Origin of the sequence: Williamsia soli, from assembly GCF_017377795.1 — a bacterium.
Lineage (GTDB): Bacteria > Actinomycetota > Actinomycetes > Mycobacteriales > Mycobacteriaceae > Williamsia > Williamsia soli.
The window spans coordinates 335,940-348,093 of the sequence record NZ_JAFRDR010000004.1; the positions used below are offsets into that span (position 1 = coordinate 335,940).

The window sequence follows — 12,154 nt, forward strand, 5'->3', positions numbered from 1 at the left end:
TCCTAACGTTTTCTCTCGTCGCCGCGGCTGGCGAACTCGCCTTCGTTCAGCCGCCCCATGCGCGTATAGCTCAGCGGTAGAGCTCTGGTCTTACACACCAGCGGTCGGGGGTTCAAATCCCTCTGCGCGCACCAGATTCCTACAATCTCGCGATGATCGATGTGACGGTGTCGCTGAGGAGCCACGCGATCACCCCGAGCACCGGCACCAAGCCGACAGCGACTACGACGCGCGGCCGGGGCGATAGTCTCACGAGAACGTGGCGGAATACCAGATACGCAACGTAGACGATCACCAATGGAATCAGCGCGATCAGCACCCCGCGGATGAGTTCGACCGTCTCGGGTCGGCTGACGTACCCCGATCCGAGCGCGAATAGGTATGCCAGCCCGCCCGCCACCAAAGTGGCCAATGACCGCGCTGCGACGTCGCGCCAGAACGAGTCGTCCCGGAACCACTGTGCCGGCCACTCCCACCATGGCCGCCGCGTGGGCTCCTCCTCGTTCACGCGATCATTGAATCACTGGGCTTCCGCGGACGCGGGCGACGCACCACGGATGGTCATGTGCAGATCGCGGCGAACACGATCGGCAGGGTGGTTCGGATCGGGCAATTCATCGGTCCGTCGCCAGGGTCGAGTTCGGCGAGTACATGTGCGTAGTTCGGTAACTCGTCGACATTCATGTTCATCAGCGCGCGCTCCCGCTGCGTCGGGCGCGGCCCCACCAACTGGGGATGGCGGTCGAGGAGTTCGCCGAGTACGAAATGCCAGAGCATACCCAGTCGCGTGATCGCCTCTGCAGGGGTAAATCCGAGTTCGAGTAGGTCGCCGATGGTCGCGTCGAGTGCCGCAAACGAGTTGGGTGGGACGAGATCTCCCCGGACGAGTATGTGCAGCACCCATGGCCGGGGGACCAGTAGATCGTGCTGGCCGAGAAACCGCTCGCTGATCCGTTCCAGGGGGGTGGGCGCATCGATGGTCACCGGGAAGTCGGCCGCGATGCGTTCGAGCATCCGGACAAGGAGGTCTTCGCGGTCGTCGACGTGGCGGTAGATCGCCATCGGTGAGGCGCCGACGCGTTCGGCCACCGCGCGGATGGTCAGAGCGTCCACGCCACCTTCGTCTGCGACCTCGAGGGCCGCATCGACAATCTGCCGCGGGCTCAGAGAGCCTCGTTTTCGCCGTTCACTCATGTCTGACCGATTCTAGGCAACTTCTCCGATACCTCCGACATAAGTCTACTTAGTACGCTAATTTCTAGGTGGGTTGGGCAGAACCTGGCGGCAGCTGATTGGGGAAAGACCGTGAAATATCGACTCGCACAACGACATCTTCGACGTTCGCACACAATCGCTCTCGTCGCGACGTTTTCGGTTGTCGCCGGAGCAACTGTCGGAATGGGGAGTGCAGGAGCAGCGCCCGTGGTCTCCGAACGCTTTCCCTATACCCACCGAACCGATTTCTACTGCGTCCCTTCTGGTGTGACCGAGCTGAAGGTCACGGCGGTTGGAGGAGCGGGTGCGACGTACCACCACACCGGGACCGGAGGTGCCCCCGGCATCGTGGTCGGAACTTTCCCGGTCGTCCCAGGAACAGAACTCGCAATCACGGTCGGCCAATGGGGCCATGAGAGTGGAGGATTCGGCGACGGGAAGGGTGGGCGTCACGGAACCTCTCCTGGGTCTTCCTCCTACGCCTCCGGGGCGGGAGGCGGTGGTTCGACCGCGGTGAAAGCGACGACGTCGCCCTGCGGGAGTCATTCGCTGGCAGATGCAAGGTATCTCGTGGTCGCGGGCGGAGGCGGCGGTGGCGGCGGTGGTTCGGCCGGATACAAGGGTGGCGGCGGAGGATTCGGCATAGGCGGTCCTGGATTCAAAGGCGAAGGAAGTAAGAACGGGCTCGTGGCCGGAGACGGTGGATGTGGCGGGCGACTACCGCATATCCGCGGATGTACCGAATCGATCCACGGCGGTGACGGGACCGACGCCGGTGAGAACGGGCCTGTGTCCGGCGGCGGCGGAGGTGGTGGCGGTGGCGGCTACAACGGAGGTGGCAAGGGCCATGGCGCCGACTACGTCTTCGATGGTTTCAACGTCGGTGCCGGGGGCGGTGGGGGCGGCGGCGAATCCTATTCGGCTCCCACCGGAAAAGATGTCTCGAAAACCGCAGGCAAGGTCGGGAACTACAACGGATATGTCGAGCTCAGCACCGTCGATGCGGTCACCGATCCATCCGGAGGAAGTAGCGACATCGTCAGCGGGTTGTTCGGCAGTAGCTGACCGTCAGGATTGGCGGTTCAACCGGTACAGCTGTACCGCATTGAGAATTGCGACGATCGGCCAGCACACGATCGACAGCCACACACTGACGTTGCGCTCACCATTGGCGATGTCGTAGATGGCCATTGCCGTCAAGAAAACGGCGATGATGGTAGCAATCCAGATGAGGTTTCGGCGCAGTGATGTGCTCGTGGCTGAGTTCGTATTCGACACCGACTGAATATAACCGGTGTTATCGGACTGGGCTTATCAAACTACAGTGATCGTCTCCCATTCCGGGGCAGTCCCTGAGGTCGTCCCCGTGAGCACCCACCGAGGGCATAATGCCATCCGACCCCCCAGAATCGGACGATCTCAGGGCGATTTCGGTCAGCGGCGCCATTGATACCGGATTTTGGGCCGTCCGGCGTTGCCGTAGTCGGTGTGGCGCAGCAGTGTTCCGTCGTCGGCGAGACGCTCGAGGTAGCGCCAGGCCGTCACGCGTGACACACCGACGATCTTGGCTGCGTCGGCGGCGGTGATCCCGTCGACGGCGTCGCGCACAACACGTGCGATTTCGTCTGTGGTTCCGGGTGCGGCGCCTTTGGGTGCAGCGGATCGATCTGTGCCGGTGCGTAATTCGGCGAATGCACGATCGACCTCGGCTTGGCTGGCTGCATCTGTTCCGGCGGGGAGGGCATCGCGGTATCGCTGGTAGCGCTCGAGCCGATCGCGAAACGCGGCAAACGTGAAGGGCTTGAGCAGGTAGGCCAGGGCGCCGTTGGAGACCGCGGCGCGGACCACTTCGAGGTCGCGTTCGGAGGTGATGGCGATGATGTCCGGCGCCGGCCGGAGTCCTGACAGCGCGGACGCGAGATCGATGCCGCTCGCGTCCGGCAACCCGATGTCGAGAAGAACGAGGTCGACGGGGGCGTCGCTCGCAGCAGCGTTGGCTGCGACGCGCATGGCTTCCTGAGCTGTGTTGACCGTAGCAACAGCGTTGAACCCGGCAACTCTGCCGAGATAGGTGCGGTGTGCCTCGGCGATCAGGGGTTCGTCTTCGACGATGAGGACGTTGATCACCGCTGCTCCTTACCAACTCTCACAGTCACGACCGAACCGTAGGTCATCTCGGCGGTGAGCGTGCCCTGATGGCGATTTACCACTTGCGCGACCAGCGCCAGGCCCAAGCCTCGCCGGCCCTGTTCGCCCCCGGACTTCGTCGAGTATCCGCGTTGTATGGCTCGGGTGAACTCGTCGGGGTCCATCCCGTGGCCGCTGTCGGCGACCTGGATCAGGAGGTCGTCATCGTCCTGTCGCACAGTCACTTCCACCCAGGGATCGTCGCGGTCGCAGGCGTCGAGCGCGTTGTCGATCAGGTTCCCGACCACGGTGATCAACTCCTGGCCGGTCAACGGCACATCCTCTGCATCTGCCGACAGTTCGGTGTCGTCGGTGATGGTCAGCGTGATCCCACGCTCGTCGGCTTGCGAACTCTTCCCGAGCAGCAGCGCGGCCAGCGCGGGTTCGCGGACTGCCTCCGACATCCGGTCGACGAGACGTTGGGACAGTTCGAGTTCGGTGGTCGCGAACTTGACTGCCTCGTCGCCGCGGCCCATCTCGACGAGCGTGACGATCGTGTGCAGGCGATTGGCAGATTCGTGCGCCTGGGAGCGCAACGATTCGGCGAAAACCTTCATCGAATCCAGCTCGCCGAGAGCGCCCTGCAACTCGGTTCGGTCGCGGATGGTGACGACCTCGGTGTCGGGGGATCGCTCGCCGGGAACGTGCGACCGGTTGACCACCAGGACGCGGTCGCCGGTCACGTGCACCTCGTCGCGCGCGCCAGGGGAGTACGAGCGCAAGAACGGCGGCAACGCACTTTTGTCGATGTCGCCGTCGGGCAAGGACAGAAGTCTGCGGGCTTCGTCGTTCGCCAACGCAACGCCGCGACGGTCGAGCACGATCAGACCTTCGGACACCGAATGCAGGATGGCGTCGTGATGCTCGTACATCACCTGTAGTTCCGTCGGTCCGAGGCCGTGGGTCTGCCTGAGCAACCTTCGCCGGATCGCCCAGATGCCGACCAATGAGACCCCCAGCGCTGCAAGGGCGATGAGGATGATCTGCGGGAGTTCGTGCCGCCACCGCTGAGCGAGAGTCTGCTGGGTGATGCCGGCCGACACCAGACCGATGACCTCGCCGGACGACGAGCGGACCGGTGCCACGGCGCGGACAGACGGTCCGAGGGTTCCCGTGTAGACCTCGGTGAACGCTCTGCCCTCCAGCGCCGGTTCGATGGTGCCGAGGTAGTCCTGCCCGATGAGAGCGGGGTTCGTGTGCGTGAAGCGGGTGCGGTCGGGCGCCATGATCGTGATGAAAGCGACTCCGGTGTCCTCCCGGACACGTTCGGTGATGGGTTGCAGGACCTGGGGTGCGGTGCCGTCCTCGATGGCGTCGGACGTCGCCGGCGACCGCGCCAGTGCACTTGCGATCCCGATGACCTGCTGGCGGGCGGCGGAGTCGCCGTCGCGACGAGCGTCGAGCAGGGCCAGCGTGCTGCCCGCGATCACGATGACCGCGACCACCACCAGCTGCAATACGAACGCCTGACCGGCCAGCGAGCGGGGCACCAACTTCGTCATGAACAACTCCGTCTGAACGAAATGAACTAAAGCGTGACCTGGCTCACTTTGGGGAACACCATTCTTTCAGACCCGTTCCTTCCGCATTCACAAAGGAAGTCGATCATGACTACAGCAGAAGATCGTTCGACAGCCGAGCAGCCGCCGGCTCCCAAGAAGCGAGACCGTACGCACTGGCTCTACATAGCGGTGATCGTCGCGGTCGTCGCCGGTGTGGTGGTCGGCCTGGTGGCTCCGGGTGTGGGCGAAGACCTCGGCGTCCTCGGCACCATGTTCGTGAGCTTGATCAAGATGATGATCAGCCCCGTGATCTTCTGCACGATCGTGCTCGGTATCGGGTCGGTGCGAGCGGCCGCAACGGTGGGCAAGGTGGGCGGACTCGCCTTCGGTTACTTCCTGCTGATGTCGACCGTCGCCCTGGCAATCGGACTGGTGGTTGGCAACCTACTCAGCCCGGGCAGTGGACTCACGATCGACCCGTCCAAGATGGGCACCGGCGAAGAGCTGGCAGACAAGGCCCATGAGGCCGGCGGCACCCTCGACTTCCTTCAGGGGATCATCCCCACCTCGATGTTGTCCGCATTGACCGAGGGCAGCGTGCTGCAGACCCTGTTCATCGCGCTGCTCGTCGGGTTCGCCATCCAGGCCCTGCCGACCAAGAGTGGCGACCCCATCCTGCGAGCGATCGAGCTGATCCAGAAGGTCGTGTTCAAGGTCCTCGGTATGATCCTGTGGCTCGCGCCGATCGGTGCCTTCGGTGCCATCGCCAACGTCGTCGGGCAGACCGGCTGGAGCGCGATCACCGAATTGCTGACGCTGATGCTCGGCTTCTACGTGACGTGCGCGATCTTCGTCTTCGTGATCCTCGGGCTGTTGCTGCGCTTCGTGTCGGGCGTCTCGATCTTCAAGCTCGTCCGGTACCTGGCCCGCGAGTATCTGCTGATCTTCGCGACGTCGTCGTCCGAGTCGGCTCTGCCACGACTGATCGCGAAGATGGAGCACCTCGGGGTCGAGCGCACCACCGTCGGTGTGGTTGTGCCGACCGGATATTCGTTCAATCTCGACGGCACGGCGATCTACCTGACCATGGCCTCGCTGTTCGTCGCCGAGGCGATGGGCGACCCGCTGTCGCTGGGTGAGCAGATCTCGCTGCTGGTGTTCATGATCGTCGCCTCCAAGGGTGCAGCCGGCGTCAGCGGTGCCGGACTGGCCACCCTGGCAGGCGGCTTGCAGAGTCACCGTCCAGAACTGCTCGACGGCGTCGGTCTGATCGTCGGCATCGACCGGTTCATGTCCGAGGCCCGTGCGGTCACCAACTTCTCGGGCAATGCCGTGGCCACCATGCTGGTGGGTTCCTGGACCAAGACCGTCGACATGGACAAGGTCAACGGCGTTCTTGCCGGCAAAGATCCGTTCGACGAGCTGTCCATGGTCGATGACGGAGATGACCGGTGGGACAAGGTCGAGACCGACGACAGAAAGCCTGTCGCCACGTCCTAGTCGAACGACTCGCTGCGCCGCGGATTCCCTCGGGTCCGCGGCACAGTGCTGTCTGCGGTTACGTGAGTTCGCCGATCACCGCCAGATGACGCCTGAGCTGCGGTTTACTGACCATCTGGCAACCGAGGGGAAGATGATGAGCACCGACACCGACCGTGTCTCGCACACGAAGCCGGCGATGACGCAGGAACGGTGGATCACCGCCACCGAGTGGCCGATGGCCGTCGTGGGGGTCGTGTTCATCACGGCGTACGCCGTCGAGGTGCTGGACGAACCGGTCGGTGTCTACAGCCGACTTCTCGAACTCACCATCTGGTTGTCTTGGGCGGCCTTTGTGGTCGACTACGTGATCCGATTGATTCTGTCGGACAACAGAAGCCGGTGGTTCGTTCGACATCTGCCGGAGCTGTTGATCGTCGCCCTGCCGATACTGCGTCCGCTTCGGCTGTTGAGGCTGCTGGCGGTGCTGGCAGTGTTGCATCGGGTAACCGGACGCGCAATTCGTGGCCGAGTCCTGATGTTCACGGTGGTGACGGTCCTCGTGTTGATCTTCGTCGCGTCGCTGGCAATCCTCGATACCGAACGCGACCGGGCAGACGCGACCATTCGGACGTTCGGGGATGCGCTGTGGTGGTCGATCACGACGATCACCACGATCGGATACGGCGACTACTCGCCGACGACTATGACCGGTCGGTTCATCGCGGTCGGGTTGATGATCGGTGGGATCAGCCTCATCGGCGTGGTCACCGCGACGATCGCAACCTGGATCGTCGAACGGGTGAGTGAGGACGACGAGGCCAACATGGTGGCGACCCGCAAGCAGATCAACGCGTTGCATGCAGAGATCAGAGAGTTGCGCGCTGACCTCGCCCGCGGACCAGACGCAGGCTCGGCGACGGACGGATCCGCTGCGTCGGTTGCAGATGGTCCCGCGACGTAGTGCGCCGTCGCGGTTTCGACCCGCACGTCTGCGGGTAAGGCTCCCTGGAGCGGCGGCTGTGCCTGACTTTTTTGTGCGCACGGTCGGTGCGCCCGCGGGGACGTCGGCCACAGCCCGAGGACCGGCGGTTCCACCTGAACAACGACGGTCGGAGGCCGATATGCCAGACGAGCAGATTTACACCACCACGGACGCCGGAGCGCCTGTAGGGAGCGACGAGCATTCGTTGACCGTGGGTGCCGGTGGGCCCATCGTGCTGCACGACCATTATCTGATCGAGCAGATGGCACAGTTCAACCGCGAGCGGATCCCGGAGCGTCAACCGCACGCGAAGGGCAGCGGCGCCTTCGGTTCGTTCGAGGTGACCGGAGACGTATCGGGCTACACCAGTGCCGCTGTGTTCCAGCCGGGGACCACCACCGAGATGGCCGCGAGATTCTCCACCGTCGCCGGCGAGCGCGGTAGCCCCGACACCTGGCGTGATCCGCGCGGTTTCGCGCTGAAGTTCTACACCACCGAGGGTGTGTACGACATGGTCGGCAACAACACGCCGGTCTTCTTCATCAAGGATCCGCTGAAGTTCCAGCACTTCATCCGATCCCAGAAGCGTCGCGCCGACAACAACCTTCGCGATCACGACATGCAGTGGGACTTCTGGAGTCTGTCGCCTGAGTCGGCACACCAGGTCACCTGGTTGATGGGTGATCGCGGAATCCCGCGCACCTGGCGGCACATGAACGGCTACAGCTCGCACACCTATCTCTGGGTCAATGCCGAAGGCGTCAAGCACTGGGTGAAGTACCACTTCATCACCGATCAGGGTCATCAGTTCTTCACGCAGGACGAGGCGGATCAAATGGCCTCGGCCGATACCGACTATCACACGCGAGATCTGTACGAGCACATCGACAAGGGCGAATACCCGTCGTGGACCATGAAGGTGCAACTCATGCCCTTCGACGACGCCGCCTCGTACCGATTCAATCCCTTTGACCTGACGAAGGTCTGGCCGCACGGCGACTACCCGCTGGTCGAGGTGGGAAAGATGACGCTCGATCGGAACCCGACCGATCACCACACCCAGATCGAACAGCTTGCCTTCGAGCCGAACAATCTGGTCCCGGGAATCGGGCTGAGCCCCGACCGGATGCTCCTGGCCCGCGGATTCGCGTACGCCGACGCGCACCGGTACCGCATCGGTGTCAACTACAAGCAGATCCCGGTCAACGCCTCCAAGTCTCCGGTGCATTCGTACTCCAAAGACGGCGCGATGCGGGTCCAGAACGTCTCCGATCCGGTGTACGCACCGAACTCCAAGGGGGGTCCTGCCGCCACGCACGCATTCCAGGTCGATCCCGGCTGGGCCGCCGACGGGCAGATCGTGCGCAGCGCGTATGTCGACCACCCCGAGGACGACGACTTCGGGCAGGCGGGCACCATGGTGCGGGAAGTGCTCGATGATGGTGAGCGAGAGAGGTTGGCCGACAACATCATCGGCCACCTCCTGAACGCTGTCAGCGAGCCGGTGCTCGAGCGGGCCTTCGAGTACTGGAACCGCGTCGACCCCGATCTCGGCAAGACGATTCAAGAAGGCGTCCGGGCCAAGGCCAACGAGACCGATCCGAAGGCAGCGGATCAAGGGAACTCGGCACGGAGCAGCATGCAAGAGAAGGCGTAGTAGTGGGCGAGCAGGTCGCGATTCTCTTCGATGTCGATGGCACACTCGTCGATTCGGTGTACGCGCACGTGATCGCGTGGCGGGATGCCCTGTCCGATGTCGGCTTGACCGTACCCCTGTGGGAAGTTCACCGGCGGATCGGTATGGACGGGTCGCTTCTCATCGACGAACTGCTGCAGATCGCCGGGGTGAACGACGATGCCCCCGGGCGTTCGGACATCGCGGATGCGGCGTCGTCGAAGCACAAGGAGTTCTATCTGGCCCACGGCGACACTCTCGCGCTCCTACCCGGAGCGCGAGAGGTGGTTCGGCGTAGCAAGGAACTCGGATTCGTCACGGTGCTGGCCACCTCGGCGCCGGAAGACGAGCTCAAGCTTCTTCGGGACCTGCTCGATGTCGAAGAACACATCGATGCAGTGACTTCGGGAGAGGATGTGGATACCGCGAAACCTGATGCGACCGTCGTGAAGATCGCGATCGAGCGCGCGGGCGTCTCACCCGCGAACGCCGTCATGGTGGGCGACGCGACCTGGGACTCGATCGCCGCCACGAAGGCTGGGGCACGGTCGGTGGCGGTACTCACCGGCGGGATCAGCGGCGACGCATTGCGCGGCGCCGGAGCAAAGCGGGTATTCCAGGACAGCCTGCATCTCGCGCACGATCTCGAGGCGACAGTGGAAAGCCTGACCGGTCAGCCCGGACGAAGTTCGCGCTGATGGACAAGGGTCGAAGACCTGAGAAGATCGTCGTCGTGGTGCCTGCTCACAATGAGCAGGCACTACTGCCCTCCTGCCTGGGGTCGATCGCGGCCGCCTCCGCTGAGATCAACTGCCCCGTCGAGGTGATCGTCGTGCTCGATGACTGCACCGACGACACCGCGGCGTGCGTGTCACCGCCGATGACTGCGATCGCGGTGTCGGGACGATCGGTGGGACAGGCCCGGAAGGTCGGCTTCGAGTCGAGCACATGGGATGAGTCGACATGGTTCGCGACCACCGATGCGGATTCGGTTGTTCCGGCCGATTGGCTCGCCATCCAGATCGCCGCGGCGGACGGCGGTGCTGACGTGTTCGTCGGCACCGTCGTCGGTGACGACTGGGCGCGGTGGCCCGCCGAAGTGGCGGAACGCTTCTCAGCGGAATACCAGGCGAGCGACGGACACCGCCATGTCCACGGTGCCAACCTCGGCATGTGGGCGGCGGTGTACTTCGGTGTCGGCGGTTTCGCCCTCGTCGACCACGACGAAGACGTGGACCTCGTGAACCGGTTGCGTATTGCCGGGATGTCGATCGAGTGGAGCGCACGGGCGCCGGTGATCACCTCGACGCGTCCGTACGGTCGCCTGACCGGTGGTTTCGCGGACCATCTGCGGGGTCTGGAGAGAGGTGAGGCATCGTGACACCGTCGGCGGCGTACCGGGCCCTGCAGATCGTCGACTCGGGCGAGCTCGCGGCACCCCTGCCGGGTCATGGTGACACCGGGACCCGCTTCCGCACCCTGGCAGGTCTCACCCGATCGGACATCAGCGTCGGGCGGATGGTCGAAGCCCATCTCGACGCCGACGCAATCCTCGCCGAGATCGCCGGGGCCAGGACCGGCAGCGGCGAGTTGTGGGGTGTCTGGGCCGCAGAGCCTCCGTCTCACGTGCTCAGCGCTCATCGATATGGCGACCGGTGGCAGCTGTCGGGAACCAAGCCGTGGTGTTCAGGAGCTGTCGGCTGCACACACGCGCTGGTGACCGCCCGCGACGGTGAGCGACGTCGACTCTTCGCCGTGGACTTGGCCCAGCACGGCGTCCATCCACAATCCGGCGGCTGGCAGAACGTCGGTATGTCCGCAACCGACACCGAGACAGTCGAATTCGAGAACGCGGCTGCACAGGCAATCGGTGAACCGGGCGACTACCTCGAGCGCGCAGGGTTCTGGCACGGCGGAGTAGGCGTCGCGTCCTGCTGGCTCGGAGGCGCGGCGAAGGTCGCAGATACCCTTTATGACAAGGCCGATCCCGACAGCGACGACATCCTGATGATGCACCTCGGTGCGGTCGACGCACTGCTCGCCGACGGCTGGGCACAGTTGCTGTGTGCCGCTGATGCCATCGACAAGGCCCCGACTGACGCCCCCTTGGCGCAACGTCGGGCTTTTCGCGTGCGGTGGGGCATCGAGCAGATCGCGACGGCAGTGATCGATCGGGTGAACAGGGCGCTGGGACCGGCGCCGCTGGTGCGCTCTCGTGACCACGCGCAGGCGGTCGCCGATCTCGCTGTGTACATCAGACAATCGCACGCGGACCACGACCTCGCCGCGCTGGGTCGGCTTGTCGCAGGCAGCACGCCAGACGTCTTCGGAGACCGAACATGACCAGTACCGAGCGATTCGGGGCTGCCCCCGTAACCGACGTCGGCACCAGCGAAACGCACTGGCAGCAGTGGTTCTCGAGAGGCGCTGAGATCCCGGGGCTCGAGACCGACGTAGAACGGCTCGTGGTGCTGGCCGCGCACCCGGACGACGAGATCCTGGGTGCGGGCGGCATCATGATCGCCGCTGCCGCGGCCGGTATCGAGGTGGTCACCGTGTGCCTGTCCGATGGCTCGGGATCGCACCCGGGGTCGCCTACCCACTCTCCTGAGGATCTGGCGACCATCCGACGCGGCGAATTGGACGCGGCCACAGACATCCTGGGGTTGGAGCGTTCGGTCTGGGGCGGGTTGCCCGACGGCGCGCTCACCACCGCGGATGCCGCGATGACGCGTATCGTCGAATCGGTGCTCGACGAACGGCCGGAGATGATCAGCGGGGTGTTGTCGGTCTGGGAGCACGACGGCCATCCCGATCACGAGGCGGTGGGGCGGTGTGCCTCCCGGATCACCGCGCAGCGTGGGTTGCCGCTGTGGCAATACCCGATCTGGATGTGGCACTGGGCGATTCCCGGCGAGGACACGATCGACTGGGACGCGTTGCGCTCCCATCGCCTCGACGACGGCGCGATGGCCACCAAAAAGGCAGCGGTGGAAGCCTTCACATCGCAGATCCACCCGCTGTCCGACGCAGCGGCTGATCAGGTGGTGCTGCCCTCGCACATACTCGAACGGCTGCTTCGTCGCGACGAATACGTGTTCACGCGGTGAC

13 protein-coding genes and 1 tRNA gene are annotated in these 12,154 nt (G+C 64.3%); 9 read left to right on the top strand and 5 right to left on the bottom strand.

Going from position 1 to position 12,154, the window contains the following annotated elements; translation table 11 throughout:
* Nucleotides 1–59 precede the first annotated feature (59 nt).
* Nucleotides 60–134: transfer RNA gene (locus J3S28_RS13565), tRNA-Val, on the top strand.
* A gap of 5 nt (nt 135–139) precedes the next feature.
* Here J3S28_RS13565 and J3S28_RS13570 read toward each other — a convergent pair.
* Together J3S28_RS13570 and J3S28_RS13575 are read right to left on the bottom strand one after the other, a co-directional pair.
* Entirely contained in the window at nt 140–508 is a 369-nt protein-coding gene (locus J3S28_RS13570) for a hypothetical protein (RefSeq protein WP_207841260.1), read from the bottom strand.
* Between the two features lie 53 nt (nt 509–561).
* Nucleotides 562–1,194: a TetR/AcrR family transcriptional regulator gene (locus tag J3S28_RS13575; RefSeq protein ID WP_207841261.1), complete on the bottom strand. Its 633-nt coding sequence runs from the start codon at nt 1,192–1,194 to the stop codon at nt 562–564.
* 204 nt (nt 1,195–1,398) lie between these two features.
* On the opposite strand from J3S28_RS13575, the gene J3S28_RS13580 reads away from it, so the two are divergent.
* On the top strand, nt 1,399–2,280 hold the full coding sequence (locus tag J3S28_RS13580) for a hypothetical protein (protein WP_207841262.1): 882 nt from the start codon (nt 1,399–1,401) through the stop codon (nt 2,278–2,280).
* A gap of 3 nt (nt 2,281–2,283) precedes the next feature.
* On the opposite strand, the gene J3S28_RS13585 is transcribed toward J3S28_RS13580, so the two are convergent.
* From J3S28_RS13585 to J3S28_RS13595, 3 genes are all read right to left on the bottom strand, one after another.
* Complete coding sequence (locus J3S28_RS13585) at nt 2,284–2,493, bottom strand: hypothetical protein (protein WP_207841435.1); 210 nt, start codon at nt 2,491–2,493, stop codon at nt 2,284–2,286.
* Between the two features lie 156 nt (nt 2,494–2,649).
* Nucleotides 2,650–3,342, bottom strand: coding sequence for a response regulator (locus J3S28_RS13590; RefSeq protein WP_207841263.1), 693 nt, complete (start codon nt 3,340–3,342; stop codon nt 2,650–2,652).
* Nucleotides 3,339–4,904: a sensor histidine kinase gene (locus J3S28_RS13595; RefSeq protein WP_207841264.1), complete on the bottom strand. Its 1,566-nt coding sequence runs from the start codon at nt 4,902–4,904 to the stop codon at nt 3,339–3,341. The genes J3S28_RS13590 and J3S28_RS13595 overlap by 4 nt, the downstream gene beginning before the upstream one ends.
* Nucleotides 4,905–5,009: 105 nt before the next feature.
* On the opposite strand from J3S28_RS13595, the gene J3S28_RS13600 reads away from it, so the two are divergent.
* The 7 genes from J3S28_RS13600 to J3S28_RS13630 all read left to right on the top strand — a co-directional run bounded on the left by J3S28_RS13600 (nt 5,010) and on the right by J3S28_RS13630 (nt 12,153).
* Nucleotides 5,010–6,404: a cation:dicarboxylate symporter family transporter gene (locus tag J3S28_RS13600; RefSeq protein WP_207841265.1), complete on the top strand. Its 1,395-nt coding sequence runs from the start codon at nt 5,010–5,012 to the stop codon at nt 6,402–6,404.
* Between the two features lie 136 nt (nt 6,405–6,540).
* Complete coding sequence (locus J3S28_RS13605) at nt 6,541–7,347, top strand: potassium channel family protein (RefSeq protein WP_237341499.1); 807 nt, start codon at nt 6,541–6,543, stop codon at nt 7,345–7,347.
* 160 nt (nt 7,348–7,507) lie between these two features.
* On the top strand, nt 7,508–9,025 hold the full coding sequence (locus tag J3S28_RS13610) for a catalase (RefSeq protein WP_207841266.1): 1,518 nt from the start codon (nt 7,508–7,510) through the stop codon (nt 9,023–9,025).
* A 2-nt stretch (nt 9,026–9,027) separates the two neighbouring features.
* Complete coding sequence (locus J3S28_RS13615) at nt 9,028–9,741, top strand: HAD family hydrolase (protein WP_207841267.1); 714 nt, start codon at nt 9,028–9,030, stop codon at nt 9,739–9,741.
* Nucleotides 9,741–10,424, top strand: coding sequence for a glycosyltransferase family 2 protein (locus J3S28_RS13620; RefSeq protein WP_207841268.1), 684 nt, complete (start codon nt 9,741–9,743; stop codon nt 10,422–10,424). The genes J3S28_RS13615 and J3S28_RS13620 overlap by 1 nt, the downstream gene beginning before the upstream one ends.
* Nucleotides 10,421–11,386 (top strand): acyl-CoA dehydrogenase family protein, encoded by a 966-nt coding sequence (locus J3S28_RS13625; RefSeq protein WP_207841269.1) that lies wholly within the window; start codon nt 10,421–10,423, stop codon nt 11,384–11,386. The genes J3S28_RS13620 and J3S28_RS13625 overlap by 4 nt, the downstream gene beginning before the upstream one ends.
* Nucleotides 11,383–12,153 carry a PIG-L deacetylase family protein gene (locus tag J3S28_RS13630; RefSeq protein ID WP_207841270.1) on the top strand — a complete coding sequence of 257 codons (771 nt, stop codon included), beginning with the start codon at nt 11,383–11,385 and terminating at the stop codon, nt 12,151–12,153. The genes J3S28_RS13625 and J3S28_RS13630 overlap by 4 nt, the downstream gene beginning before the upstream one ends.
* Nucleotide 12,154: the final 1 nt, after the last annotated feature.

What these genes read in the sequence shown, in the direction of transcription:
- J3S28_RS13600 (WP_207841265.1), top strand. Translation starts at nt 5,010, where the DNA reads ATGACTACAGCAGAAGATCGTTCGACAGCCGAGCAGCCGCCGGCTCCC.
- J3S28_RS13580 (WP_207841262.1), top strand. Translation starts at nt 1,399, where the DNA reads ATGGGGAGTGCAGGAGCAGCGCCCGTGGTCTCCGAACGCTTTCCCTAT.
- J3S28_RS13620 (WP_207841268.1), top strand. Translation starts at nt 9,741, where the DNA reads ATGGACAAGGGTCGAAGACCTGAGAAGATCGTCGTCGTGGTGCCTGCT.
- J3S28_RS13605 (WP_237341499.1), top strand. Translation starts at nt 6,541, where the DNA reads ATGAGCACCGACACCGACCGTGTCTCGCACACGAAGCCGGCGATGACG.
- J3S28_RS13630 (WP_207841270.1), top strand. Translation starts at nt 11,383, where the DNA reads ATGACCAGTACCGAGCGATTCGGGGCTGCCCCCGTAACCGACGTCGGC.
- J3S28_RS13595 (WP_207841264.1), bottom strand. Translation starts at nt 4,904, where the DNA reads ATGACGAAGTTGGTGCCCCGCTCGCTGGCCGGTCAGGCGTTCGTATTG.
- J3S28_RS13610 (WP_207841266.1), top strand. Translation starts at nt 7,508, where the DNA reads ATGCCAGACGAGCAGATTTACACCACCACGGACGCCGGAGCGCCTGTA.
- J3S28_RS13575 (WP_207841261.1), bottom strand. Translation starts at nt 1,194, where the DNA reads ATGAGTGAACGGCGAAAACGAGGCTCTCTGAGCCCGCGGCAGATTGTC.